Source organism: Peribacillus sp. RS7 (assembly GCF_041956845.1).
GTDB lineage: Bacteria > Bacillota > Bacilli > Bacillales > DSM-1321 > Peribacillus.
Window position 1 is genome coordinate 537,658 of record NZ_CP168135.1, and the last position, 24,985, is coordinate 562,642.

Sequence of the window (24,985 nt, forward strand, 5' to 3'; positions counted from 1 at the left end):
TTTATGATACTTGGTACAAACTATATCAGAAATAAAATTAGTATCGTGTAAAAAGGTGTCACTCGTCCTTCGACATATTTCTAATTCTAATAAGATACGTTTCGATGGCTTTTTCTTCATCCCGTTCGAGCAAATATGTAAGAAGTGCCAGATAGTCTTCTTTTTTCACATTACCCTGTTCCATCTCTGATGTTCTAGCATAGCTGTTGACAATACGCCAAATTCTTTCCAGCAATCGATTACGATTCAATATGGCAATTCTTAAGAAGAAATCATCATCATGAAATTCATCCTCATTGACCCAGACCATTAAACGTTTGATGTCCTCAGCCTTAGCGAAAAAGGCGACGATCCGCAAACAGTCTATTTCAATCAGCCTTTTCGTTTCAGCCAAATCTTCTTGAACCTTTTTATCTTGCAAAAAAAAGGTTCCCAGAAGCTCGACTAGCTTATGCTCCTGGAAATCCCTGATAAACGTCCCTTCACCACGCCTAGTTTCTATTAATCCTAATAGCTCTAAGGCACGCAATGCTTCACGGACAGAGGAACGACCAACATTAAAACGATCCGATAACTCCCGTTCTGATGGGATTTTATCTCCCGGCAAGAGACTGTCCGCTTCAATCATGCTGCGTAGGCTCTCAACGACATCGAGATAAATTTTTGATGAAGAAGTACGACCTGCCAAATTAATTATTCCTCACTTTTTCCAATGATCGCTAATTTCCTTGTTTTTTCTTTAATTTCCTCGGGATCCACATTAATTCTAGCCACTCCCGTTTCCATCGCTGCCTTGGCAACAGCCGCCGCAACCGCAGGCGCTACCCTCTCATCAAAAGGAGCAGGGATAACGTAGTCTTCATTCAACTCATGTTCCTGTATTAAACTGGCAATGGCTTGTACTGCAGCAACCTTCATTTTTTCATTGATATGAGTCGCACGTACATCTAACGCTCCACGGAAAATCCCTGGGAAAGCAAGGACGTTATTGACCTGATTCGGGAAATCCGAACGACCTGTTCCAACAACCTTGGCACCCGCTGCTTTCGCATCTTCCGGCATGATTTCCGGATCTGGATTAGCCATCGCAAAGATGATTGCATCCCGATTCATCGAAGAAACCATTTCTTTGGTCAATGCACCTGCAGCAGAAACACCTATAAATACATCAGCGTCTTGAATGACAGTTTCCAAAGGTCCTGAAATCTTATTTCGATTGGTCACTTTCGCCACTTGTTCTTTTATATCATTCATACCTGTCGAACGGCCCTCATAAATGGCACCCTTCGTATCACACATGATTATGTCACGAACTCCATAGCTATAAAGCAATTTAATGATGGCAATGCCCGCAGCGCCTGCCCCATTCGCTACCACTTTAATTTCTGACATTGATTTATTCACAAGTCGTAATGCATTTACAAGACCGGCAACAGTCACAATGGCTGTACCATGCTGATCATCATGAAAAACAGGGATATTCATTTCTTTCTTAAGACGTTCTTCAATTTCAAAACAATTTGGTGCGGCAATGTCCTCTAAGTTCACTCCACCGAAAGTCGGTTCGAGTAATTTAACGGTCTCTACAATTTTGTCCACATCCGTCGTTTTTAAACAGATAGGGAAAGCGTCCACTCCAGCGAAGCTTTTAAATAAAACGGCTTTTCCTTCCATAACCGGCATAGCAGCTTCAGGACCGATGTTTCCAAGTCCCAACACAGCCGTTCCATCAGAAATAACTGCAACAGTATTCCCTTTCATTGTATAGTCATAAACGGTTTCCGGCTTATCGTAAATTTCTTTACAAGGTTCTGCGACACCAGGAGAATAAGCCAGGCTTAAATCCACTGCATTCCTTACCGGTACTTTCGAAACTGTTTCTAATTTTCCTTGATTCAAGCGATGCATATGTAATGCTTCTTCTCTTAATGTCATAGTTTCACTCCTAAAACAAATTGGGTAACCCAAATCATATATGCTGAAATCTAGTGGTCAGACCACAGCGGCCTGTTTTCAATATAACATAACTATTAAAGTTGTAAAACAGTTATTCTCTCTTGTAAACCACATTCCCTTTTCCAACCATGTCAAATAGTGCCTGCATCAGACTATCTGTAGGATTGACCCAATCCCAATAAGATAGCTGTACATAGCGGTTTTCCCTCTCGTAAAAAAGCATCACCTTGGTTTCACCGCTATGCTGCATTAAAATTTTTTTTATTTTTTGCAGTGTTTCCTTCGTTTGCTTGCCAGCCTCAATTTTCAGGAATATCGTTCCGTTTTTTTCCTCTTTCATCTGCTTCACTTTTTCAAGCGGGTATACGTTCTTGATCAGGAGTTGTGTTTTTCCATCCCGTTCTTCCAATGTCCCTTGCAGCATAACGAGTTGTCCATTATTCAAGTCGGCAGAGTGGTTTTTATAAACATTGGGAAAAACGACTGCTTCAATGTCTCCCTCTTCATCACTAACGCTCAAAAAAGCCATCACATCGCCCTTTTTTGTCCTTATGGTTTTAACCGACGTAATGTATGCGCCAAGTAAGACTTTCGATTCCTTTTTATTGGTTGCTTCGTCTATCGTCAAACATCCGAAGTATTGAAAAAGTTCCCTGTAGCTGGTCACCGGATGATTCGATAGGTAAAGCCCCAAGGCGCTTTTTTCCAATGAGAGTTTATGCTCGATTGGAATAGGCTCGACCTTGTTGTATTTCGGTTTGAGTGAAAATTCGCCGTCCGAAAACATATCGAATAGATCATCATCTGGATTAACCAATTCCGTATGGCTGATCGCTACGTCCAAACTCGCCAACAATGTTGCCCGGTCTTCACCGAATTCATCAAATGCACCTGAATGCACAAGCGCCTCCAACACTTTTCTATTTACGATTTTTCCTGAAACGCGTAAACAGAAATCGAATAAATCAGCGAACTTCTTTTGCCGTCTGGCAGCAAAGATTTCTTTTAAAACCGTACCGCCTATTCCCTTTATGGCCCCAAGGCTAAAACGGATCCCTTCCTTTTCCGGTAAAAACGGGTATCCGCTCCGGTTAATCGAGGGTGTCAAAACCGTTATCCCTTTCTTTTTTGCCTCACGGATATATTGGGAAATCTTTTCATCATTCCCGACGACCGACGTCATGAGTGCTGCCATGAAATATTCCGGATGGTGGGTTTTCAAGTAACCCAGCTGATAAGCGATGACACTATACGCCACCGCATGGCTTCGGTTGAATCCATAGTTAGCGAAGCGGACGATCAAGGAATAAATCTCATCTGCCGTTCTTTCGGAATACCCTTGTTTCAACGAGCCGCTCACAAAATGCTGCCGCTCTTGATCCAGCACATCCTTCTTCTTCTTCGAAACGGCACGGCGGAGCAGGTCAGCCTCGCCAAGTGAAAATCCGGCTAGGCGGGAAGCAATTTGCATGATTTGTTCTTGATAAACGATGACTCCGTATGTAGGCTCAAGAATATCCTTCAAATCCTGGTGCAGGTAATCGATGGGGGCCAGTCCATGTTTCCGCTCGATGAACAGCGGTATATTTTCCATCGGACCTGGACGATATAGGGCATTGACCGCAACGATATCCTCGAATCGGTTCGGTTTCAGCTTGATCAAAACCTTTCGGATGCCATCTGATTCAAATTGAAACACGCCAGTTGTTTCACCTCTACCTAAAAGGGCTAACGTCTCGGGGTCATCCATTGGGATATGGGACAGGTCCAGCTTTTTCCCGGTTCCTTTATGGATGTTCTTTAAGATATTATCGATGAGCGTCAAATTACGGAGTCCAAGAAAATCCATTTTAAGCAGTCCCAGTTCTTCGAGGAGGTCCATTGGGTATTGAGTCAGATGGATACCGTCATGTCCTCCCTGAATCGGGATATGCTCGGTGAGTGCCTGATCGCTGATGACGACGCCTGCCGCATGTGTCGAAGCATGTCGGGGCAGCCCTTCAAGCAATAACGCCGTTTGAAAAAGTTTTTGATTAAGGTCACTCTCATTAACGAACTCCCTCAGCCTTTTCGATTCCTTGTATGCTTCAGGAAGCGTGATGCCCAGACGGCCTGGAATCATTTTCGATACCGCTTCCTGTTCCTTTGAATTCAAGCCGAAAACACGTCCTGTATCCCTTAAGGCAGCTTTGGCAGCTAATGTTCCGAACGTAATGATTTGTGCTACATGAAGTTCCCCGTATTTCTTCGCGACATAGGCAATCACTTCTTCACGGCGGTTATCCGGAAAATCAATGTCGATATCCGGCATCGAGACACGTTCAGGATTCAGGAAACGCTCGAACAGCAAGGAATGTTCGATTGGATCGACATCCGTTATCGACAGCACATAAGCGACCATCGATCCGGCGGCCGATCCCCTTCCAGGACCAGTCAGGATTTGATGGTCCTTAGCGAATTTCATGAAATCCCAAACGATTAAAAAGTAATCGCTGAATTTCATCTTGGCAATGACATCCAATTCATACCGAAGGCGCTCTTCATATTGAATGGATGGCTCCGGCATTCTTTTCTTCAACCCTTGGAAACAGACGGCTTCGAGCATTTCCTCTGCAGTTATTCCCTCTTCAGTAGGATACTTAGGCAGCAATGATCGATGAAACGGAATTTCCAGATTGCATTGCGCGGCTATATGAAGTGTATTTTCGAGTGCATCAGGTCTGTCATGGAATAGTTCAGCTATCTGAGCCCGGCTTTTCAAATAAAATTGATTGGATTCAAGAACCGTATGCGCCTCATCCGCCAGCTTGTCTCCATTTCCTATTGCCAGAAGGACTTCTTGAGCGAGTGCATCGCTTTCGTTCAAATAATAGACCGGATTCGTAGCGACAATCTTTATCTCTAAATCTCTCGCCAACTGGCTAATGGCTTCGTTACCTTTCTCCTCATCCGTAATCGAAAGTCTCTGTATGGATACGAAAAAGTTATCATGACCAAAAATCTGCAGGAAACGCCCTGCTGCCAGTTTGGCTTCTTCAGGATTTTCTTCTCTCAAAAGTGTTTCTATTTGCCCCTCCGCACCCGGTGTGATTGCAATCAAGCCACTGGAATAGGCTTTAAGCCAGTTCATTGGAATGCCTGACGGGGATTTCGTTTTTATGGCACTGCTTATTTTAAGCAGGTTTTGATATCCTTGCAGGTTTTTTGCCAATAAAAGAAGGCCATGTGCCGATTCCTGTTCATCAAGGACATCTGCAAGGATGCCGATGATTGGCTTTATTCCCTGTCTCTTGCATTCTTTATAAAAATAGACCGAACCGTACATAACATTTCGATCGGTTAAGGCAAGACTTTTACAGCCATCCTCTTTCGCTTTGGCCACAAGTTCAGTGATTTTAACCGTACTTGTCAGCAAGCTGTATCCGCTCTGAATATGGAGATGAGTATACACGTTTTTTCTCCCACCTTTGTAAGGCATGTTTCTTTTCATTATAGTGTTTATTTCAAAAAAAGAAAATATGTTCTCATTACCAATGCAATTTAACATCCTGATTTCCGCCGACTATCATAATACCTCTGCACTTCCCATATAAATGGAATAGAAGAATATCAAGAAAAAAAGGATGATGATATATGAATGAAGCCTTTGTTCCAGCCTTTCTCAACAGCTTTTTCATATCGCTTGGCGTTTTGCTTGGCGGTTCGATAATCGGGGGCCTCGCCGCTTTTTTTACTGGACAAGCCCCGATGACGACTGTGTTCCGGCTATCGGACAGCCTGCGTATATGGGCGATTGTCGCTGCCATCGGGGGTACCTTTGATATGGTCTATAATTTCGAACGCGGTATTTTCCACGGAGAAACGAAGGATATAGTCAAGCAAGTCCTTTTGATTCTATCTGCACTTGGCGGAGCACAAACAGGAGCACTGATCATAAACTGGTTTACGCAGGAGCATATATCATCATGAGGATTCCTCCCTATCACCGGGCACCCACCTGGCAGCGTTTTTTTGCCGGAGCTGCGCTTGGCGGACTGATTAGCTGGGTGATGTTCTTTTATATGCATGGGGTCCAGCAAGAGAAGCAGATCAGAACCATTCACGAACAAAGAGAAGAGATCAAGGATTTAAACGGGGAAATCGCAATTTGGGAGCAGGATTATAAAAAATTGAACCAGCAAAACGAAGAGATCTTAACGATTCAAGAAGTCGAAGTGACGATAACGAATGGAAAAACATACAGTCTCGATCAGTTGAGTATTGCTGAAGCGGAGGATGTGATAGAGGACGACCTTTCCTCTCTTCTCGCCAAAGATGTCGTCAGTGTATATAACGGAAAGATGCTATTGATAAAATCCATCGAAAATAAAAAACTGATCATCAATAAAAAGCGTTATGATCTTGAAGTCGTTGAAATCATGTTTTATACGAAAATGAACATAGAAATCAAAGTAAAGAGAAATTCGTGATAAAACGATTTCTGACAATCCTAAATTACGCAAAGATAAAAGACCAAATCACTTTGATTTGGTCTTCAAGTCATTTCAACAAAAATCGTATACCATACTCTAATTCACTTTATTCAACTCTTCCAAATCGGCAAGGATATTATCCACTTCATCCCAAGAAAAGATCGAAGCCCCTGCTGCAAGCGGATGGCCACCGCCGTTATATTTACGGGCAATCGTATTGATGATTGGCCCTTTAGAACGGAAACGGACTCGGATTTCTTTATCCTCTTCAATGAAAAAGACCCACGACTTAACATTTTTAATTGAACCGAGCGAGGAAACGAGCTGAGATGCCTCAGATGTCGAAGCATTGAATTTTTCAAGAATATCTTTTGTGATGATCATTTTCCCCGTACCGTATGGTAGGATTTCAAAATGCTGCAGCACATAGCCATTCAACCGGACAATACTTTCATTGACGTCATACATCTCCTGATATAACTGCGGGCGGGAGAATGAATAGTGAATCAATTCACTGACATAGGCAAATGTCTTTTCAGTCGTACTTTGGAATAGGAAACGACCTGTATCGCCAACGATGCCTGCATATAGAAGACGTGCCGCTTCATCACTCATCTTCAAGCCTTGTTCTTTACCGAACTGGTAAAAGTCATAAATCATTTCACTTGCGGAACTTGCTGATGTATCGACCCAGCGCATATCCCCATATGGATCTTCATTAGGATGATGGTCAATCTTAATCAGTTTATCCCCCGTCTTATAACGCGCATCACAAATCCGGTCCGTATTTGCCGTATCACAAACGATGACCAATGCACCTTGATATGTTTCATCCGAAATCACATCGAGCCTTCTTAAATAATTCAATGACGGTTCTTCTTTCCCAACCGTAAAAATGCGCTTTTCAGGGAAAGATGCCTTCAGGATTTCCGCCAATCCACCCTGTGAACCATAAGCATCCGGATCTGGACGGACATGACGATGGAGAATGATAGTATCATAACGCTTTATATCTGCTAAAATTTCAGCTTTCATATTGATCTCCCCTCAACATATGTATTATCGAGCCTAATAAAGATGATATATTTCATTTAATCAAAAAATTGCGGAAATAGGAAGAGTCATCTTGTTTACTGTGGCATTCTCTTTCATTTCCCGCTACAATAAAAAGGTACATATGTTAAATTGGGGGAATTTTAAACGATGCCTATTCTTGTCACCTTGATCGTTCTATCACTAGGGGTCTATCTGTTTTATAAAATTAAAATGGTCCGAACCAAAATGCCGATGGAGAAAAAGTGGATTTCAGGGAAGTCTTCCATTGCCCTTGGAGCGTTTGTCGCACTATTCGGAATCAATCAGCTTTTTCTATTCCACACGACCACCACTTATATCATTTCTGCCGTTTTCATCTCCGTTGGCCTATTCAGCATTTGGGGAGGCTATAAAATGTATAGATTTTACCTGCCGCATGCAATTGAAGAAGCCGCAAATCAAAAAGGATAATCGAATTTCGATTATCCTTTTTGATTTTTTTCATGATCTATCAAGCAATTGGCAAGTTAACATCGCCTTGCCGACTAGTTTGCCTTGGTTAAACACCTCGACATCCACTTTTCCGAATTTACGTCCTACATCAAGGACACGCGGATGGATTTCAAGCGTACTGTCAATCTGGACTGGCTTGATGAAATAAATCGTCATATTTTCCACGACCAAGTCACCGCGCTTATAGCTTCGGAGTGCCCTGTTCGCTGAGTCCGTAACCAATGTCGTGAACACACCGCTTGAAATGGTTCCAAGGTAATTGGTCATCTGCGGAGTGACGCCATAGTTATACACTTCCTCGCCCTTGCCACGATTTGAAGTCATCACAAGCTGACTCGTGATCGTATCGTCGATCGTTTCGCCGACCTGAGGCTGCCTTTGACTCATTTGCAGGGCCTTCAGCACATCCTGCCTGCTCACGATTCCCTTCAGGATATGACTGTCATTCACCACAGGAATCAACTCAATGCCTTCCCAAACCATCATATGTGCAGAAGATGCAACACTCATTTTATCGCCTACGGTCATCGGGTTTTTCGTCATCACCTTATCAATGAGCGTCAACTCTTCCTGACCCATGATATCTTTTGATGTGACCATTCCTTGAACCTTCATATTGTCATCGACAACAGGGAAACGGCTATGCCCGGATTCCTGGTTCAGTTCATGCCAAGTCTGGACCCGGTCACCCACTGTTAAAAAGGTCGTTTCCTGTACGGGTGTCAAAATATCCTCCACGAGCAAGATCTCCTTTTTGATCAATTGGTCATAGATCGCCCGATTGATCATCGTTGCGACGGTAAAGGTATCGTAACTCGTTGAAATGACTGGCATCTCCAACTCATCGGCTAACCTTTTAACGGGCTCTTCCGTATCGAATCCCCCGGTAATCAGCACCGCTGCACCCGCTTTTAACGCGTGCTCATGGGCCTGGGTACGGTTCCCGACGATCAGCAGATTGCCTGCACCCGTATATCTCATCATGGCATCCAGCTTCATCGCCCCGATGACGAATTTATTTAATGTCTTATGAAGTCCCGTTTTCCCACCAAGAACTTGTCCGTCGACGATATTAACTACCTCTGCGAAAGTGAGCTTTTCAATATTCTCTTTTTTCTTTTTCTCAATACGAATCGTGCCTACCCGCTCAATCGAGCTTACGTAGCCCTGGTTCTCCGCCTCTTTAATTGCCCGATATGCCGTACCTTCACTAACATTCAATGCTTTCGCAATTTGACGGACGGAAATCTTCTCGCCAACAGGGAGCCCATCGATATGTTTTAATATTTGTTCATGCTTTGTAGCCAAGCGCTTCACCCTTTTCACGGTATTCCTATTCCCCATTATAAGGTCAAAGAGCCTAGTTTATCAAACAACTACTAGTATTGGCGCAACCTTTTGTATTCCGGCAGGCGATTTACCTTTTGTTTTTTCGGGGAATATAGTATCCCCGTCAAGTTGCCAGCCACCGCCAACAAGGCAAACAACAGCCAGGACCCAGCAAACAGACTCTCCAGACCGCCACTTTCCAATGACAAGCGCGGCACGGCATAATACAGCATCACACCGCATAAAAGCAAACACAGTAATAACCTCTGTTTCATCCAATCCCCCCTTTTTTCTCATCTATTCATTTTATGCCTGTGAAAGGAAAAAAGACTTGGCTGCTGAACGAGACTTTACTTTCCTATCGCTGGGAATCATCTGCGTAGAAGGCAAATGCTAAAGGGAAATCCGTCATTTCAGTCGGCTATCCCCATACAATCCACATAAAAAACGGAAGCCCCTGCAGGCTCCCGCTCTTATTAAAATTCTATTTCATCTCCGGCTTCCATGATCAGTCCATTTCCCTCTTCAAGCAGGTCGATGAATTTGTTAGGATCCTGTTTGATGACAGGGAAAGTATTGTAATGAATCGGCACGACTTGTTTGGCTTGAAGGAATTTCGCTGCAAGTGCGGCATCTTCCGGCCCCATGGTGTAATTGTCGCCGATTGGCAAAAATGCCAAGTCAATCGGATGTCGCTCCCCGATCAGTTTCATATCGGAATATACAGATGTATCCCCCGCATGATAGATCGTTTTCCCTTCTATCGTAAGCAACACGCCAGCAGGCATTCCCAAATAAACGATTTGTCCATCCCCGTTAACGAATCCCGTTCCATGGAAAGCAGGCGTCAATTTCACTTTTCCAAATTCAAATTCAAAAGCTCCGCCGATGCTCATCCCGTGAGTCCTAATCCCTTGAGCACCCAGGTAGTCGGCAATCTCTGCTATGCCAATGACAAGTGCATCATGCCTCTTGGCCAATTCAACCGTGTCACCGACGTGGTCATTATGACCATGCGTTAAGATGATCACATCCGGTTTCACATCTTCCACCTTCAAATCGGTCAAAGCGTTTCCAGTAATGAACGGATCGAATAAAATCGTTTTACCATTCGTTTCGACTTTTACAACTGCATGTCCATGAAAAGATACTTTCATTTTTGATGCTCCCTTCCCTTACTCACTTTTTAAATGGCCTTATCAGGCCTTTCCCATTTACTATACTTATAAATATTGCTAAGGTAATTATATCTTATTAATGGAGGTATCGTCATGAATGAACGTTTGAGAGAACTACAAAATTGGCTACAGGCCAATGAAACGGAAGCCGCTTTACTTACATCTACAGAGAGCATCTTCTATTTGAGCGGTTTTTTTAGTGATCCTCACGAAAGACTGCTAGCACTTGCCATTTTTGCAAATGCCGACCCAATCCTTGTCTGCCCGCAGATGGAAGTTCCGGATGCTAAACAGGCTGGATGGGCTGGAGATATCATCGGTTACACCGACATTGAAAATCCATGGGAAAAAGTTAAGCAAGCAGTGGGGAATCGCGGGTTAACCATTAATACAATGGCCATTGAAAAAGAGCATATGAATGTAGAACGCTATGAAAAGGTCCAACAATACTTCGGAGCACCAAAGCTCGTTTCCGCAGAAGAAAAACTTCAAAGGATGCGAATGATCAAATCGGAAGATGAAATGGTCAAAATCCGTGAAGCTTGCCGCCTTGCCGACTTTGCGATTGAAGTGGGTGTCAGCGAAATTCATGAAGGTAAAACGGAAATGGAAATCCTTGCAGCGATAGAATTCGAATTGAAAAAGGCCGGAGTCAGCCAAATGTCTTTCTCCACCATGGTCCTGACCGGTAAAAATGGCGCTTCCCCACATGGCACACCTGGGAATACGAAAGTTCAGCGCGGTGACCTTGTCCTTTTTGACCTGGGCGTCGTTCATGAAGGATACTGCTCTGACATCACTAGAACGGTCGCTTACGGAGATATCAATGATAAACAGGCAGAAATATATGAAACTGTACTTAAGGCACAAGAAGCTGCCGTTAGAGCCAGTAAACCTGGTGTATCCTGTTCCGAGATAGACTTGACTGCCAGAAACATCATCAGGGATAAAGGATATGGTGAATTCTTCCCGCACAGGCTCGGCCACGGACTTGGGATCAGCGTCCATGAATACCCATCCTTGACTGAAACGAATTCCCTCGAGCTTCAATCCGGAATGGTTTATACGATCGAACCGGGCATATATGTTCCGAATGTTGCAGGCGTCAGGATTGAAGATGATCTATTTGTCACCGATACTGGCTGTGAGATTTTGACCAAATTCCCCAAGAGCCTGCAAATCATAAAGTGATCACGCATTTACCCATTTTATGTAACGAAACCCGGATACCCCCGCCTTCATTTAAGAGGGGGGTATTTATTCAAAATTCATTTCAACTAATCTGTCCGCAGTTCAAGCTTCACTGCTTTATCACTGCCGTCAAACCAAATGACCAGCCATTCACTATCCATTCTTATGATTCCCCTCTCGGCACCAAGATAAAAAACAACATTATCTTTCTCTTTAAAATATTCCGTTTCTGTTGGGGGCCCTAAAAGCGTGGTCACTTCTTCTTTTGTCTTGCCTATCAATTCATGATCATTCATTAAGTCATCAACCAGATATACTCTTCCTTCATCATCATTCAACCATCTTTCAGTGGTGAACCTTGATTCATATTCATTTACCCCTAACATAACCACACTATAAAATAGAAGAGAAAAGCCAAGGCTTGATAGGACTATAAATCTAATTTTGATTTTCCTTTTATTATGCTGATCGGTATATTTCCATGAAATCCATTGAAAAAATAGTAAAAGAACAAATGGAAGCAGCAGTGCTGATATACTCATTAAACTGATCGAAGCATGTACAGCATTGATGTAAAAAATATAAATGAAATAGATCAAAGCATACAAAAGTACGTACAAATATAATGCATAGTTTAATATTCTTGAAACACTCAAAGAAAAAAACTCCCCTCTCGCACTAAAAATTACCATAAATGAAGAAATAAGGTGAATAAGATGCGTGGTTCGGTTCATGCAATGATTGTACTTATCTTTTCATCATAATAATAAGGTTGGAATCAGTTTTTTCATTTTACGATTTCAGAATCATTGGCTAAAACATTCGCTAATTTGTTACAATTGAAATCAGATCCATTAGGTAAATCATTGTATAATAGGAATTAAATAGAAGGAGGAGATTCACTTGAATAGTATAGATTATAAAAATATTCTTGTAGCAGTGGACGGTTCGGAAGAAGCAGAGTGGGCCTTAAAAAAGGCAATCTATTTAGCAAAACTCAGTGACGCTACCCTTGTGCTCACACATATCATGGATACAAGGAATTTCCCCACTGTCGAAGCATATGATATGACTATCCGTGATCACTCTGAAACCTTTGCCAATGAGCTATTGGACAAGTATAAAACGGAAGCCATTGCATCCGGGATTGCAAAGGTCCAAACAGAAGTTGCATATGGTTCTCCTAAAGTTCAAATTCCAAGGGATCTAGCGAAAAAACATTCTATCGATTTAATTGTTTGCGGTGCAACAGGCCTTAACGCAGTCGAACGTTTCCTTATCGGCAGCGTGTCGGAAGGCATCGTTCGCCATTCAAACTGTGATGTAATGGTCGTGCGTACGAATTGTAAAAAATAATCATAAAAAAAGCTCGTTCGCCAAATTGGTGAACGAGCTTTTTATGATTATTCACTTACAAGTTTTTCCGCTTTTTCAATCGCGAGCAACACTTGGGCAAAACCTGTACCGCCCGCACTGTTACGGCGTTTAACGGCTTCGTATGGGTTTAATGCATCGTAAATATCTTGTTCAAACAACTCGGAAGCTTCCTGGAATTGTTCAATGCTTAGGTCCACTAAATAGCAGCCCTTCTGGACACAGAACAATACAAGTTTCCCGACCACTTCGTGCGCCTTACGGAAAGGCATTCCCTTTGAAGCTAGGTAATCAGCTAATTCCGTCGCATTCGAGAAGTCATTTCTTGTTGCTTTTTCCATGACGTCCGTTTTCACTTTCATTGTCGAAATCATGCCGGCAAATATTTTAAGTGAACCAACAATGGTCTTAACCGTATCAAAAACGCCTTCTTTATCTTCTTGCATATCTTTGTTATAAGCAAGCGGCAGTCCTTTCAAGACAGTCAATAACCCCGTTAAATTACCATAAACCCGTCCTGTTTTACCACGGATCAATTCCGCCATATCAGGGTTTTTCTTTTGCGGCATGATGCTGCTTCCCGTTGAAAACGCATCATCCAATTCAACGAATTGGAATTCCTGGCTTGACCAAAGGATGATTTCTTCGCTGAAACGGGATAAATGCATCATCATCGTCGCACTGTTGCTCATGAATTCAATGGCAAAGTCACGATCACTTACCGCATCAAGGCTGTTTTCGTAAATTCCGTCAAACCCCAATAGCTCGGCACTGAGCGCACGGTCAATCGGGAAAGTCGTCCCAGCTAATGCCCCAGCACCCAATGGAGAAACATTGATCCTTTTGAAACTCTCGGTGAAGCGCTGCTTATCACGCTCAAGCATCCAAAAATAAGCCATTAAATGGTGGGCAAATGAAATGGGCTGTGCACGCTGCAAATGTGTATAACCTGGAATTAGCGTTTCCACATTTTTCTTGGATTGTCCCAAAATCGCTATTTGCAGGTCATTGATGAGCTCCAGAATCACTTTCGTTTGATTCCGCATATACAGATGAAGATCGGTTGCAACTTGGTCATTACGACTTCTTCCTGTATGAAGCTTTCCGCCAACTGGACCGATTTCGCTTATGAGCATACTTTCCAGGTTAAGATGGATATCTTCCATCTCAACCTTAAAAGTCAATTCACCCTTCTCAGCTTTTCCCTGTAAACTTTTCAGACCTGCAATGATCTGATCAGCATCTTCTTCAGGTAAAATGCTGCATTGCTTTAACATGGTTACATGAGCTAAACTCCCTTGAATATCTTCAAGCACAAGTTCCTGGTCAAAGGAAATGGAAGCTCCAAATTCATCTACCCATTCTTCGGCAGATTTCGTGAATCTTCCTCCCCAAAGCTTGCTGCTCACACTGTCACCTTCTTGCTATTGACCATGCTGTTCACTTTCGTTGGAAGTCCCCATAACTTAATGAAACCAACTGCTGCATCATGATCGAATTCGTCAGCTTTTGTATAGGTAGCCAATTTTTCGTCATATAGGGAGTACTCTGATTTTCTTCCTTCAACAATCGCATGACCTTTGAATAGTTTCACACGGACTGTACCCGTTACATTCACTTGTGTTTCTTTCAGGAAAGCGGCCAATGCTTTTTGAAGCGGGGAGAACCAAAGTCCTTCATATATCAATTCAGTCATTTTCTTCTCGATCACCGGTTTGAAGTGAGCCAATTCTTTTACAAGCGTGATATCTTCAAGTTCCTTATGTGCAGCTATCAATGTCATCGCACCGGGTGCTTCATAGACTTCACGTGATTTGATTCCTACTAATCTATTTTCCACGTGGTCGATACGTCCAACTCCGTGTTTACCGGCAATTTGATTCAGTTCAACAATCAAGTCAGCCAATTTATAGTTTTTGTCATTCAATGTAACCGGCACACCTTGTTCAAAACCAATTTCAATGATATCAGCAGTATCTGGCGCAGTTTCAAGGCTTGCAGTCAAATCATACGCTTCTTCCGGTGGAGCTGCCCATGGATCTTCCAGGATTCCACATTCGTTACTTCTTCCCCAAAGGTTTTGGTCAATCGAGAATGGACTTGCCAAGCCGATCGGAACAGGAATGCCATTTTTCGCTGCATATTCAATCTCCTCTTCACGGGACCATTTCCAGTCACGAACAGGTGCAAGAACTTGTAAGTTAGGATTCAATGCCGAGATGGATACTTCGAAACGCACTTGGTCATTTCCTTTTCCCGTACAACCGTGCGCAACGGCTACCGCGTTTTCCGCTTCAGCCACTTCCACTAATTTCTTTGCGATTAGCGGACGTGATAAAGCTGATACCAAAGGATATTTCCCTTCATACAAAGTATGTGCCTGAAGAGCCATCAACGCGTATTCATCAGCGAATTCGTCCTTCGCATCAATTACATAAGAACTTACCGCACCGACAGTGATCGCTTTTTCTTTAATGAAGTCCAAATCTTTCCCTTCACCGACATCCAAGCAGCATGCCACAACTTCGTACCCTTGATCTTGTAACCATTTAATTGCAACGGAAGTATCCAAACCTCCGGAATATGCTAAAACAACTTTTTGATTTTTCATTTTCATCGCCCTTTCGTATGAATAAAAATTCATCGTTTGTTATTTTTATTCAATCTATGATTAGTACTTTATCATCTTTATTAAAGGAATACAAGGGGTATTTTAAAGATTTTGCTAAAAAATCCGTTAATATTTTAAGGGAATTCACACATTGGATGCTTACGCAAGAATATAGTAAACTAGGAGTATTAATAATCGAATAATGGAGGGAATATGAAAGAACTATTTACTTATGATGAACGGCTTGGCATCCCCATTCCTGATTTCAACCTGGAGTGGGATGAATATACAAAAGGCGAGCAACAGCAAATACTCGTACATTGGGAGAATATCCGGGGGAGCATCCCCGACCGCATCAAGGAACTGGAATCCACCATTAACCGAAAGCAGTTTCAGCTCTCCGATGAGAGTAATTTCACCAAATCATGCCAGCTCAATTCCGAAATTGCCGAACTGGCTTCCATCATCAATGATTTATGGCTTTGGTATCGTGCCAATCAAGCCGTGAGTGAAAAGATGCATAATTAAGGCCTATTCCATGCAAAAAAAGCCACAGTTTAAAACTGTGGCTTTTTTTGCATCCCTCTTATAAATCCTTCCGAAGTTCACCAACGACATGTCCCAATTCCGGGAGAATCAATTTATTCATTGCAAGCCGAACCGCCCCTGATGAGCCTGGGGTGGAAAAAACCGCTTTGTTGTTCACGACTCCGGCATTAGCCCTGGATAGAATGGCGGCCGACCCGATATCCTCTTGATAGCTGAGCATTCGGAAAATCTCGCCAAAACCGGGAATTTCCTTGGTCATCAATTCTTTGACCGCCTCGATTGTTACATCCCTTTTAGCAATGCCAGTGCCTCCATTTGTTAATATGACATCGACCTTACTGCTTTGGCAGCCAGAAGTGACCGCATCTTGAATCGCTTCCCGCTCATCTTTTACTATTTCATATTCCGTAACTTCATGCCCATTCGTTTTCAATAATTCCATCATCAGTGCTCCGCTTTTATCCGTTTCTTCATTACGCGTATCGCTAACGGTTATCACCTTGCAGCGAACTGCCTCCGTGATGGCTTTTTTATGATTCTTGACACTCATTATTCATCAGCCTTCTTCTCCTGTAAATACCTATATTGATAGAATTTCTGGGCAAATTCACTGACACTCCGGGTCATTTGATAATTGGACCCAGCCCCGATGGCCATGCTGATGAACGGTATGCCCCGAAACAGTTTTTTTCGAAAGACAGTAATGGATACGGCTTTCAACAGCTGCTTCAGCGGCTGTTCCATCCAGCTTGGATTCGTGAGTTCCTCGATTCCTAAATAAAAATAGTCTTCTTCTGCGTTCTGGACTTCCCGAATCAATTCTTCCCAGGCTATTCCTTGGAGTCTCTTTGGCATCGCTCCTGCATTGAATACCTTAAGAGCCATCATCATTTCAAAAGGTGTATTCACCTCAACACCATAAGACATCGCAATCAGCTGTACCGTCCTGACATTGATGACCGTCATGGCCGGAATATCACTCCCTAGCAGGAGAAGGCCTCCTGATCCGCTTATCCCACCTTGTGCAAATGAATATAAGCGATGCTTAGCGATATGCTGGTTGGCTATGTAATTCAACTGATCGATCGATAAGAGATTCAAGTCACTCAGCGTTTCGATATCTTCATTAAACACACGCGCAGATGCTAAAGTCCGCTCTCTTGCATCTATTTGAACTTGTGAGCTCTGAACCATGGCATGCAAATGAAAAAGCCAGGTATCCAGCTTTTCAAAAAACTGTTGTTGGACGTTTTCCGGAAGCAGGGCAAACCCCTGCTCTAACCATTTATCATACAATGCAGCCAGATCCGTTGGCTCATACTGATAAAGATTTTCCTGCCATTCACTAATTTCATTCCAAATTTCCATTTCCCGATTCGTGAATTCCATGCATCAAGCCTCCTATGTACAGAATTGGTGGATTCTCCCTTAAGTATACCATAGAGGACGGCTTTTCAAGAATAGATGATGGGGATCCAGAGTTCAAGAGGATGGGTTTCATGAAAGATATCCATAAAGAAAAGCCATAAGAGGACGGCTATTGGGGGTGAAATCATTTGAATCGCCGCATTCATAGAAAAGACCCCCTTACCAGAGGATTGATAGGTAAGGAGATCCTAATAAAAAAATCAGGAAGTCATGTTTTCCAAAGCTATTTTCATGGTATCCCTGACAATCATGATTTCTTCATTAGTTGGGATGACCATAACTTTCACGGGGGAATAAGGTGTATTGATGAACGCTTCCTTACCCGAAGTGCGATTGAGATCCTTATCCCAATATACCCCCATGAATTCAAGTCCCTCCAAGATTTTCCCCCTAATGGTTTGACTGTTTTCACCGATGCCCGCTGTAAAAATGATGCCGTCCACACCTCCCATTTTAGCTGAATAGGAGCCTATGTACTTATGAATCCGATCTGCAAACACTTCAAGTGCGAGTTCAGCACGCTCATTGCCTTTATCCGCTTCAACCTGAATATCGCGCAGGTCGCTGGAAAATCCTGAAAGGGCTAGGATTCCGCTTTTCTTATTCAGGACATCCAAGACTTCATCTGCTGTTTTTCCCGTCTTCTCCATGATATAAGGAATCAGCGCAGGGTCGATGTTGCCTGAACGCGTTCCCATTGTAACACCCGCCAATGGTGTAAATCCCATTGATGTATCAATCGATTTACCGCCCTTTATGGCAGTAATGCTTGCACCATTCCCTAAATGGCAGGATAACAAGCGAAGCTGTTCTATTGGGCGGCCAATCATTTCGGCAGCCCGCTGCGACACATATTTATGAGAAGTGCCATGAAACCCATACTTCCTTATTCCATAGTTTTCATAATATTCAAAGGGTAAGCTGTACAAATATGAACCCGCTTCCATCGTTTGATGAAAAGCAGTATCGAATACGGCAACCGCAGGAACATCACCAAGTATTTGCCTGAAGGCTTTGATTCCCGTGATATTGGCGGGATTATGAAGGGGTGCCAACTCGGAAAGCTTTTCGATTTCCTTGATTACGTCCTCCGTAATCAAGACGGAGTCACTGAATACCTCACCACCATGCACAACCCGATGCCCTACGCCATCTATCTCTTCAAAGGAGTCAATGATGCGATGGTCAATCAGCTTTTTCAACAAAAGCCTTACAGCCACATCATGATTGGGTATATGCACCGTTTCAGATACATTTTCGCCTTCGACGCTCAAAGTGAATGTGGAATTTTTCAAGCCGATCCGTTCTACAAGACCCTTGGTAATTACGTTTTCACTTGGCATCTCAAAAAGTTGAAACTTCAATGATGAGCTGCCAGCATTAATAGCCATGATTTTTGACATCCATCCTGCTCCTTTACTCTAAGATAGTACTTCCATTGTTCATTCCAACGACCGTGCAGTGTATTGTACAATCTTAGCATGGCAAGTGGATTCAACCAAATATAATGAAAAATGAAAAAAACACTTTTTCAAAAAAAAAATGAAAGCCAATGCCTATGGCATCAGCTTTCATTGACTATTTTTCCTCTTTAAACCAGTCATCCATCTGTTGCATGACAGACCTTGTCGCTTCAAAATCCGAAAGCTTCGGAAGTTGTACGAGCAGTGCCTTCTTCGGGGCTTCGATACCCTCTTTTTTCTTTTGAAGGATCAGGATGCTTTTCGCAGCCGCTTCACTTTTAAACATGGAAAGCGGCAGTTGCACCATCCCTTGGATATGTGTATGCTTCTTCAGGAAATCATTGAGTTTCGGCGCTTCCTCCGAGACGAACAAGTTATTCGGGACAATGAAGAATAGGTGTCCGCCATCCTTGACATGTTTAACACTTTGCTCAATAAACAAATGGTGTGCATACGAATGTCCATTATCGGCCTTCAATTCATATTCAGCTGAACGCACATCATTCGGGTAATAACCAATCGGCAAATCACTGACCACAACATCCGAAGGATCGATGAAAAGCGGCTCCAAGCTGTCCTGGTTGAAAAATTGCACCGGATGTTCTTGCAGGTTGGCACCTGCATAAGCAAGCCTGATCAAGGTTTCATCAATCTCGACACCATATGATGCGATGCTTTTATCTGTAAGTTGATTCAAGATCGCAAATAGTAAGTTCCCCGTTCCGATGGCCGGATCGAGCATGACTAACTCTTTTTGATCCTTGGTGAATTTACCGACTAAATAGCTGACGAACATGCCGACTGCATCCGGGGTCATATGATGATTCGGTTGAACACTCTGCTGCATGCCTTTTAAAATAGCAAGCTGGTACGCTTTACGAATTGCTTCCTTCTCATATTTCTCAGGTGAAAAATCTGCATAATGCTTCACTAACCTTTTCTTCGATACTTCACTGATTTCCTCCTGCAGGACTTTCCCTTGGAAGAAATTCTCGCCCGTTTCACCTAGGGCATCCAGATACGTACATGATAGTTCACTTTGCAATATTTGGGCTGTTTCATCAAATTCATAAAATAATTGTTCAACTGGGGTAGACTTCACTTATTTATTCCTCCTGTTTTCTTCTGTCCCTATTTTAAAGGTAAGAAGAAAGAGATACAAGCCGGACGCCCTACTTATCAACCTTCGTTTGTTTAACGTACTGTTTTCCTATATGAAAGTCCGGATATAAGGAATCTCTCGCGCGCCACTTTTTTCAAAATTTTTAACCATGAGTAATTAAAAGGTAAATGAAATACAGGGTGTACAATTTGGACGTTGATTTCCGCTCCAGGCACTCGCTTTCCGCGGGCGGTCTGGGAGCCTCCTCTCCAATCATCTTTGTTATAAAATTTAGATATAAACCATACCCGAGGAGTTGAAGATATTGCTTTGGGTCAGTTGGTTCGGGAACATCATTTTATCACAGTTACGTTTTCCGAAGCCCTTTTGTCTACAAACTGAAATACAGGGTTGTTGCCCTGTATTTTTTATTACTTGGAAAGGCTCAATGAATTCCCAAACAGAATACCATACAGGAGGTGGTGATCATATGGATAATGAAAATCAATACTATCATGGGCCGGTTAATCCGATAAATCAGCAACATGATACACAGTCAGCAGATGAATTCAACAGGCAACAACAAGGATTTCAACAAGGTTTTAGACAAGGATTTCGGCAAGGGTATCGACAAGGGTATCGAGAAGGATTTCGAGCAGGGCAACAAGCGGGGTTTTTTCCAGGACCTCATCAAAGACAAATGCCGTCGTGGCCTAATGAAATTGACATAAAAGTTGGTACACCTAATGGTCAAGAGTGGTCTGGCAAGATTGTTTTACCACTAAATGGTCCGATTTTGGAGCCATAACAAAATCCAGCATATAATAAAAGGAACCTGTCAAAAAATAATACAACACAATGCACTCTTAAAAACAAAAAACCGGGCACATTGCGCCCGGTTTCTACTAATTTGCATCTTATTTTGCTGCTTTAGCCGCTTCGATTGCACCCTCGTAATTTGGATGGTTAGTACCTTCACCAACATATTCTACATATGTGATTTCATCGTTGCTGTTCACAACGAATACAGAGCGTGCCAATAGACGAAGTTCTTGCATGACAACTCCATAGGCTTCACCGAATGAAAGGTCACGGTGATCGGAAAGAACTTGAACATTGTCCAAGCCACTGGCAGCACACCAGCGTTTTTGCGCGAAAGGAAGATCGTTGCTGATCGTCAGTACTTTCACATTATCCAATTTTGCCGCTTCTTCATTGAATTTACGTGTCTGTGCATCACATACACCAGTATCCACGGATGGAACTACGCTGATAATGCGGACAGAACCTTTGGAGTCGCTTAATGTAACCGGCGATAAGTCATTAGCCAATACTGTAAAATCAGGTGCTTTGTCCCCAACTTTTAGTTCTGGTCCCACTAAAGTGATCGGGTTGTTTTTAAATGTAACTGAAGCCATTAATAATTCCTCCCTTTTCTGCTATATGTACAAGCATAATAATATTTGTTTTACCGGAATTTTGCAATTAATTGAATTGGGAAATGTGAATGGTGCTTGCAATGACATCCAAGCTTTTTATGGTGTAATGCAGACTGCAGCAAAAAAGAAAACTCGGCGGATGCCGAGTCACTGTTAGAAATCTATATCCTGTTTAGGTTCTTGGTACCTCTTTACAGCTGGTTGACTGCTGCCTTGATTTTGATTACTGTCTTTCTTGGATAGCATGGACTGAATCTTATCGACGACTTGTGGAGCTAAATCCATCATTTTTTCGAGAAGGTGCGTCCCTTCATCCAGATGAATCATTTTCACGCCATGGGAACCGACAATCAAAAAGGCAATTGGTGTTATGGAAACCCCACCGCCGCTACCGCCTCCAAAAGGCTGCTTTGAATCACCTTGCTGACCTTGATGGTTTCCATCCATAACAAATTCGCTGCCACCGGCTGCAAAACCAAATCCAACTTTGGATACGGTTAAAATGACACTTCCATCAGGAGTTTCCACCGGATCTCCGATGATCGTGTTCACATCGACCATTTCTTTCAGATTTTCCATCGCTTCTTTCATTAAACCTTGGATCGGATGATCTGACATTTAAATTCCTCCACTCTAGAACGATTGTTTATTGGAATCACCTGATAGCTTCGCTAATTTCCTGGACTTGAAACGCGGCTTTCCGCCTTTCCAATAACGAAGCAGTTTTATTCCAGTCACCATAGCCTGCCCGATTCTAAATTGTAATATGCAGGAAATCGCCGTATTGGCCTGCCATCTCTGAAAGTCGGGTGTAATGGAATAGGAGGGCATGATCCGGAAGTTGAAATAGGTTGTCAGCAAACCGATGATTGAACCTTTAAGTGCCCAGCATGCTCCTGTTAAAACACCGGTGTGTGCAGCGTTTTTAGTACCGACCATACTATGCCAGGTGAACTTTTTGACTTGGACTTTCCCTGCGAATTGACGGACGATCCTATGAAATCCGACAATATGCTGAAGCATTTCCAGACTGTCGGCGAATCCGTCACGCAAATCTTCGGGTGTGATTTTTTTCTTTTCTTCCTTTTTGGTTTTTCCGTTCATTTCTTGCTCTTCCTTTACTACTACAGTTGCCGAGTCATCTTCCATTTTGATGACCGGAACCTTGAATGTATAATGAAAAAGCCCATACCAAGCTGATAATTTAATATGTATTTGGTCATTCGTTTGGACACGTTTGTAGTCGATGGACACTCTTACTTTAGTAAAAACAACAATAAGCAGCACCAAAATGAGGATACCCATAATCAACAAAAGCCACTTCATGCACCCACACCCCTTCAAGCTATCATTATCGGCATATGCAAAAAAAATAAACCTGCAAAAGCGAAAATCCGCTCTTACAGATTTATTAATGGAAGATAATCACCTTCTGATCAAAACAACACCCGTGTCAGCAAAAACATCATGCAAAGCCTGTTTCTTCGGTAATAGGCCTGCCAAGAGATAGCCAATCCAAGTGACTTTTGAAATATAGCGGCCAATCAACTCCCTGAACAATACCGTACCCCATGTAATGGTTTTTGCCCCTTCCTTCAATGCAACGACTTTCAGTCCAAAAATCATCTTGCCAAGGGTTTGGTTCAAGAATTTGGTCATCAAAACAAAGTATAAGAAAAATACGATCCCTGTTAAGAAACCCTCTGCGGAAAACCAAAGATCATCTGTCCCTTCATAAAACTTGAAGATGGGATGAATCAAAATCCGGTTCAAACTTCCGATAACCAACAGATCGGCTAAATAGGCCCAAAACCTCATCCAAAAACCAGCAAAATGCACTTTCGTGACTTCGCCATCATCCACTGCCTTCTTGGCCGGTGTAAATTCCTGCTGAACGGGAACCCCTTGATCTGCCATTAGATTGGATGAAGCGATTTGTTCATTGTTTTCATTTCGTTCCGTCATCCTTCAGCCCCCCTATTCCGCATACAAATACATTAAGCGTGGAGAATTTGAAGAGGAAAGGATTTTTGTCAAGACTGCCGTTTCCACATCATTTCCCAACATTTTTTGCGCTCCCATACTGAATAATGAACCGAAACCTGCCTCATCTGTATAACGGATAACTTGTGCATCTTTATTACCGATATCCGTTTTCATCGCGGCAATTACATCATCCAAATGGCCGAAATCATCTATTAGATGGTTTTCTTTAGCCTGACGCCCATCATAGATGCGGCCATCGGCGATTTCCCTTACTTCCTTCTCTGTCATACCGCGTCCGTCTGCAATGATTTTTACAAATTGATCATAAGAATTATCAATCATGTCTTGGAGGATTTCACGTTCATCTCCAGTCATTTCCCGGGTCGGACTCATTATATCTTTGTGTGGTCCGCTTTTGATGGTTTCGAACTCAACACCATACTTCTTGGCTAACTTTTCGTAATTATACCCCTGCATGATGACACCAAGTGAACCTGTCATCGTTTCTGGGCTAGCGTAAATCTTATCGGCTGGTGCAGAAATATAATATCCACCGGAAGCCGCCACCGACCCCATTGAAACATATACAGGTTTTTTCACTTTTTTAATATCAAGGATCTTGTCATAGATCTCCGCACTTTCGACGACTCCGCCGCCTGGCGAATTCACCCTTAGTATGATTCCTTTGATATCATCATTTTCCTCTGCCATCTTCAACTTATCCATGAAGGCACGGTGATTATATGTTGTTGAACTAAGTAATGAAGCTTCTCCTGTATCTTGAATCGTGCCCTCTACATCAAATACGGCAATGACATTAGTTAAATCATCGCCTTCTATGACTTCCTCGTAAAATGCACTTTCGGAAGCAAATAATCCATCAATGATATTTTCCGTATCCGCTGTAAATAGAGTCGTAGCCGCCCCTACAGCAACGGAAACAAAAAATAAAACGGCTGCAATTAAAAGTGCTGCCCAACGCTTTCCATTCATCTGTTTTCCCCCTTAAATATATGTATCCTTCTTACCATACGAACTGCATACAAAAATGTTTCATTCCATGATAAAACAAGACATATAAAATTGTAGCAAATAATCCTCAAATTGGAAATGAATTGGTGCATTTTGCATGATTTGCATTTACCTAAACAGGAAAAAGTAAGCCCTTTCATCACTGCACATACTAGGGGGAAACATTATATACAGCGAAAAAATATTATTTTCAAGTTACAATTCATAGATGCAGAAAAGTTTGCTCCCTCATGGCTAAAAAAAAATAGCATCGTTATCATTCAAGGGTTTATTTCGGAAAGGTTAATAATTACAATATAAAACGCTGCCGGGATTAATCCCGGCAGC

The 24,985-nt window shown here is 42.6% G+C and carries 26 protein-coding genes; 7 read left to right on the forward strand and 19 right to left on the reverse strand.

The genetic code is table 11. The annotated features are described in order from the left end of the window. Nucleotides 1–58: 58 nt before the first annotated feature. From ACDZ29_RS02780 to dnaE, 3 genes are all read right to left on the reverse strand, one after another. Nucleotides 59–628, reverse strand: a complete 570-nt coding sequence (locus ACDZ29_RS02780; protein ID WP_375091087.1) for a FadR/GntR family transcriptional regulator — start codon at nt 626–628, stop codon at nt 59–61. Nucleotides 629–693: 65 nt separating this feature from the next. Then, nucleotides 694–1,935: an NADP-dependent malic enzyme gene (locus ACDZ29_RS02785; RefSeq protein ID WP_370016035.1), complete on the reverse strand. Its 1,242-nt coding sequence runs from the start codon at nt 1,933–1,935 to the stop codon at nt 694–696. 112 nt (nt 1,936–2,047) lie between these two features. Further along, entirely contained in the window at nt 2,048–5,407 is a 3,360-nt protein-coding gene (gene dnaE / locus ACDZ29_RS02790) for a DNA polymerase III subunit alpha (protein WP_370016036.1), read from the reverse strand. 182 nt (nt 5,408–5,589) lie between these two features. Here dnaE and ACDZ29_RS02795 point away from each other — a divergent pair, with 182 nt between their 5' ends. Both ACDZ29_RS02795 and ytrI read left to right on the forward strand, forming a co-directional pair. Further along, nucleotides 5,590–5,925: a YtrH family sporulation protein gene (locus ACDZ29_RS02795; protein WP_076364742.1), complete on the forward strand. Its 336-nt coding sequence runs from the start codon at nt 5,590–5,592 to the stop codon at nt 5,923–5,925. Further along, on the forward strand, nt 5,922–6,425 hold the full coding sequence (gene ytrI, locus ACDZ29_RS02800; protein WP_289315373.1) for a sporulation membrane protein YtrI: 504 nt from the start codon (nt 5,922–5,924) through the stop codon (nt 6,423–6,425). Before ACDZ29_RS02795 ends, ytrI begins: the two co-directional genes overlap by 4 nt. A 99-nt stretch (nt 6,426–6,524) precedes the next feature. On the opposite strand, the gene ACDZ29_RS02805 is transcribed toward ytrI, so the two are convergent. After that, nucleotides 6,525–7,463 (reverse strand): bifunctional oligoribonuclease/PAP phosphatase NrnA, encoded by a 939-nt coding sequence (locus tag ACDZ29_RS02805; RefSeq protein ID WP_370016038.1) that lies wholly within the window; start codon nt 7,461–7,463, stop codon nt 6,525–6,527. Between the two features lie 168 nt (nt 7,464–7,631). Between ACDZ29_RS02805 and ACDZ29_RS02810 the strand changes: the two genes are divergently transcribed. Then, nucleotides 7,632–7,934 (forward strand): YtpI family protein, encoded by a 303-nt coding sequence (locus ACDZ29_RS02810; RefSeq protein WP_289315371.1) that lies wholly within the window; start codon nt 7,632–7,634, stop codon nt 7,932–7,934. A gap of 30 nt (nt 7,935–7,964) precedes the next feature. Here the strand turns inward: ACDZ29_RS02810 and ACDZ29_RS02815 are convergent, their stop codons facing one another. The 3 genes from ACDZ29_RS02815 to ACDZ29_RS02825 all read right to left on the reverse strand — a co-directional run bounded on the left by ACDZ29_RS02815 (nt 7,965) and on the right by ACDZ29_RS02825 (nt 10,462). Then, nucleotides 7,965–9,284 carry a DRTGG domain-containing protein gene (locus ACDZ29_RS02815; protein ID WP_289315370.1) on the reverse strand — a complete coding sequence of 440 codons (1,320 nt, stop codon included), beginning with the start codon at nt 9,282–9,284 and terminating at the stop codon, nt 7,965–7,967. A 60-nt stretch (nt 9,285–9,344) separates the two neighbouring features. Beyond that, the gene (locus ACDZ29_RS02820) at nt 9,345–9,584 is read right to left on the reverse strand and encodes a hypothetical protein (protein WP_375089789.1); all 240 of its coding nucleotides are present in this window, start codon (nt 9,582–9,584) and stop codon (nt 9,345–9,347) included. A 197-nt stretch (nt 9,585–9,781) separates the two neighbouring features. Continuing rightward, nucleotides 9,782–10,462, reverse strand: a complete 681-nt coding sequence (locus ACDZ29_RS02825; RefSeq protein WP_289326008.1) for a metal-dependent hydrolase — start codon at nt 10,460–10,462, stop codon at nt 9,782–9,784. A 114-nt stretch (nt 10,463–10,576) separates the two neighbouring features. On the opposite strand from ACDZ29_RS02825, the gene ACDZ29_RS02830 reads away from it, so the two are divergent. Then, nucleotides 10,577–11,674: a M24 family metallopeptidase gene (locus ACDZ29_RS02830; protein ID WP_375089791.1), complete on the forward strand. Its 1,098-nt coding sequence runs from the start codon at nt 10,577–10,579 to the stop codon at nt 11,672–11,674. Nucleotides 11,675–11,760: 86 nt separating this feature from the next. Here the strand turns inward: ACDZ29_RS02830 and ACDZ29_RS02835 are convergent, their stop codons facing one another. Next, a complete protein-coding gene (locus tag ACDZ29_RS02835) occupies nt 11,761–12,330 on the reverse strand; it encodes a hypothetical protein (protein ID WP_375089793.1) in 570 nt (189 codons plus the stop codon). Between the two features lie 247 nt (nt 12,331–12,577). Here ACDZ29_RS02835 and ACDZ29_RS02840 point away from each other — a divergent pair, with 247 nt between their 5' ends. Continuing rightward, nucleotides 12,578–13,030 carry a universal stress protein gene (locus ACDZ29_RS02840; RefSeq protein WP_375089794.1) on the forward strand — a complete coding sequence of 151 codons (453 nt, stop codon included), beginning with the start codon at nt 12,578–12,580 and terminating at the stop codon, nt 13,028–13,030. Nucleotides 13,031–13,077: 47 nt separating this feature from the next. Here ACDZ29_RS02840 and argH read toward each other — a convergent pair whose 3' ends face one another. Both argH and ACDZ29_RS02850 read right to left on the reverse strand, forming a co-directional pair. Beyond that, complete coding sequence (gene argH, locus ACDZ29_RS02845) at nt 13,078–14,457, reverse strand: argininosuccinate lyase (RefSeq protein WP_289326011.1); 1,380 nt, start codon at nt 14,455–14,457, stop codon at nt 13,078–13,080. Further along, entirely contained in the window at nt 14,454–15,659 is a 1,206-nt protein-coding gene (locus ACDZ29_RS02850) for an argininosuccinate synthase (RefSeq protein WP_289326012.1), read from the reverse strand. The genes argH and ACDZ29_RS02850 overlap by 4 nt, the downstream gene beginning before the upstream one ends. A 213-nt stretch (nt 15,660–15,872) precedes the next feature. Here ACDZ29_RS02850 and ACDZ29_RS02855 point away from each other — a divergent pair, with 213 nt between their 5' ends. Beyond that, nucleotides 15,873–16,187 (forward strand): hypothetical protein, encoded by a 315-nt coding sequence (locus ACDZ29_RS02855; protein ID WP_289326013.1) that lies wholly within the window; start codon nt 15,873–15,875, stop codon nt 16,185–16,187. A 58-nt stretch (nt 16,188–16,245) separates the two neighbouring features. Here ACDZ29_RS02855 and ACDZ29_RS02860 read toward each other — a convergent pair whose 3' ends face one another. The 4 genes from ACDZ29_RS02860 to ACDZ29_RS02875 all read right to left on the reverse strand — a co-directional run bounded on the left by ACDZ29_RS02860 (nt 16,246) and on the right by ACDZ29_RS02875 (nt 20,201). Continuing rightward, a complete protein-coding gene (locus ACDZ29_RS02860; RefSeq protein ID WP_289315362.1) occupies nt 16,246–16,758 on the reverse strand; it encodes a molybdenum cofactor biosynthesis protein B in 513 nt (170 codons plus the stop codon). Continuing rightward, complete coding sequence (locus ACDZ29_RS02865) at nt 16,758–17,597, reverse strand: EcsC family protein (protein ID WP_375089796.1); 840 nt, start codon at nt 17,595–17,597, stop codon at nt 16,758–16,760. The genes ACDZ29_RS02860 and ACDZ29_RS02865 overlap by 1 nt, the downstream gene beginning before the upstream one ends. A gap of 239 nt (nt 17,598–17,836) precedes the next feature. Beyond that, on the reverse strand, nt 17,837–19,039 hold the full coding sequence (locus ACDZ29_RS02870; RefSeq protein ID WP_375089798.1) for an acetate kinase: 1,203 nt from the start codon (nt 19,037–19,039) through the stop codon (nt 17,837–17,839). A gap of 175 nt (nt 19,040–19,214) precedes the next feature. After that, nucleotides 19,215–20,201: a class I SAM-dependent methyltransferase gene (locus tag ACDZ29_RS02875; protein ID WP_289326016.1), complete on the reverse strand. Its 987-nt coding sequence runs from the start codon at nt 20,199–20,201 to the stop codon at nt 19,215–19,217. A gap of 490 nt (nt 20,202–20,691) precedes the next feature. Between ACDZ29_RS02875 and ACDZ29_RS02880 the strand changes: the two genes are divergently transcribed. Continuing rightward, nucleotides 20,692–21,009 (forward strand): hypothetical protein, encoded by a 318-nt coding sequence (locus ACDZ29_RS02880; protein ID WP_375089799.1) that lies wholly within the window; start codon nt 20,692–20,694, stop codon nt 21,007–21,009. A gap of 109 nt (nt 21,010–21,118) precedes the next feature. On the opposite strand, the gene tpx is transcribed toward ACDZ29_RS02880, so the two are convergent. The 5 genes from tpx to sppA all read right to left on the reverse strand — a co-directional run bounded on the left by tpx (nt 21,119) and on the right by sppA (nt 24,619). Further along, nucleotides 21,119–21,619 (reverse strand): thiol peroxidase, encoded by a 501-nt coding sequence (tpx, locus tag ACDZ29_RS02885; protein WP_375089801.1) that lies wholly within the window; start codon nt 21,617–21,619, stop codon nt 21,119–21,121. Nucleotides 21,620–21,793: 174 nt separating this feature from the next. Further along, nucleotides 21,794–22,258 carry a GerW family sporulation protein gene (ytfJ, locus tag ACDZ29_RS02890; protein ID WP_375089802.1) on the reverse strand — a complete coding sequence of 155 codons (465 nt, stop codon included), beginning with the start codon at nt 22,256–22,258 and terminating at the stop codon, nt 21,794–21,796. A gap of 15 nt (nt 22,259–22,273) precedes the next feature. Further along, on the reverse strand, nt 22,274–22,966 hold the full coding sequence (locus ACDZ29_RS02895; protein WP_289326020.1) for a DUF2953 domain-containing protein: 693 nt from the start codon (nt 22,964–22,966) through the stop codon (nt 22,274–22,276). Nucleotides 22,967–23,065: 99 nt separating this feature from the next. Further along, entirely contained in the window at nt 23,066–23,605 is a 540-nt protein-coding gene (locus ACDZ29_RS02900; protein ID WP_289326021.1) for an RDD family protein, read from the reverse strand. Between the two features lie 12 nt (nt 23,606–23,617). Beyond that, nucleotides 23,618–24,619 carry a signal peptide peptidase SppA gene (sppA, locus tag ACDZ29_RS02905; RefSeq protein WP_375089804.1) on the reverse strand — a complete coding sequence of 334 codons (1,002 nt, stop codon included), beginning with the start codon at nt 24,617–24,619 and terminating at the stop codon, nt 23,618–23,620. Between the last annotated feature and the right edge of the window lie 366 nt (nt 24,620–24,985).

Excerpts from the sequence above, each read along its gene's own strand:
- ACDZ29_RS02780 (WP_375091087.1), bottom strand. The coding sequence starts at position 628 with ATGATTGAAGCGGACAGTCTCTTGCCGGGAGATAAAATCCCATCAGAA.
- ACDZ29_RS02785 (WP_370016035.1), bottom strand. The coding sequence starts at position 1,935 with ATGACATTAAGAGAAGAAGCATTACATATGCATCGCTTGAATCAAGGA.
- ACDZ29_RS02795 (WP_076364742.1), top strand. The coding sequence starts at position 5,590 with ATGAATGAAGCCTTTGTTCCAGCCTTTCTCAACAGCTTTTTCATATCG.
- ytrI (WP_289315373.1), top strand. The coding sequence starts at position 5,922 with ATGAGGATTCCTCCCTATCACCGGGCACCCACCTGGCAGCGTTTTTTT.
- ACDZ29_RS02805 (WP_370016038.1), bottom strand. The coding sequence starts at position 7,463 with ATGAAAGCTGAAATTTTAGCAGATATAAAGCGTTATGATACTATCATT.
- ACDZ29_RS02810 (WP_289315371.1), top strand. The coding sequence starts at position 7,632 with ATGCCTATTCTTGTCACCTTGATCGTTCTATCACTAGGGGTCTATCTG.
- ACDZ29_RS02825 (WP_289326008.1), bottom strand. The coding sequence starts at position 10,462 with ATGAAAGTATCTTTTCATGGACATGCAGTTGTAAAAGTCGAAACGAAT.
- ACDZ29_RS02830 (WP_375089791.1), top strand. The coding sequence starts at position 10,577 with ATGAATGAACGTTTGAGAGAACTACAAAATTGGCTACAGGCCAATGAA.
- ACDZ29_RS02850 (WP_289326012.1), bottom strand. The coding sequence starts at position 15,659 with ATGAAAAATCAAAAAGTTGTTTTAGCATATTCCGGAGGTTTGGATACT.
- ACDZ29_RS02855 (WP_289326013.1), top strand. The coding sequence starts at position 15,873 with ATGAAAGAACTATTTACTTATGATGAACGGCTTGGCATCCCCATTCCT.
- ACDZ29_RS02860 (WP_289315362.1), bottom strand. The coding sequence starts at position 16,758 with ATGAGTGTCAAGAATCATAAAAAAGCCATCACGGAGGCAGTTCGCTGC.
- ACDZ29_RS02865 (WP_375089796.1), bottom strand. The coding sequence starts at position 17,597 with ATGGAATTCACGAATCGGGAAATGGAAATTTGGAATGAAATTAGTGAA.
- ACDZ29_RS02870 (WP_375089798.1), bottom strand. The coding sequence starts at position 19,039 with ATGTCAAAAATCATGGCTATTAATGCTGGCAGCTCATCATTGAAGTTT.
- ACDZ29_RS02880 (WP_375089799.1), top strand. The coding sequence starts at position 20,692 with ATGGATAATGAAAATCAATACTATCATGGGCCGGTTAATCCGATAAAT.
- tpx (WP_375089801.1), bottom strand. The coding sequence starts at position 21,619 with ATGGCTTCAGTTACATTTAAAAACAACCCGATCACTTTAGTGGGACCA.
- ytfJ (WP_375089802.1), bottom strand. The coding sequence starts at position 22,258 with ATGTCAGATCATCCGATCCAAGGTTTAATGAAAGAAGCGATGGAAAAT.
- ACDZ29_RS02895 (WP_289326020.1), bottom strand. The coding sequence starts at position 22,966 with ATGAAGTGGCTTTTGTTGATTATGGGTATCCTCATTTTGGTGCTGCTT.
- ACDZ29_RS02900 (WP_289326021.1), bottom strand. The coding sequence starts at position 23,605 with ATGACGGAACGAAATGAAAACAATGAACAAATCGCTTCATCCAATCTA.
- sppA (WP_375089804.1), bottom strand. The coding sequence starts at position 24,619 with ATGAATGGAAAGCGTTGGGCAGCACTTTTAATTGCAGCCGTTTTATTT.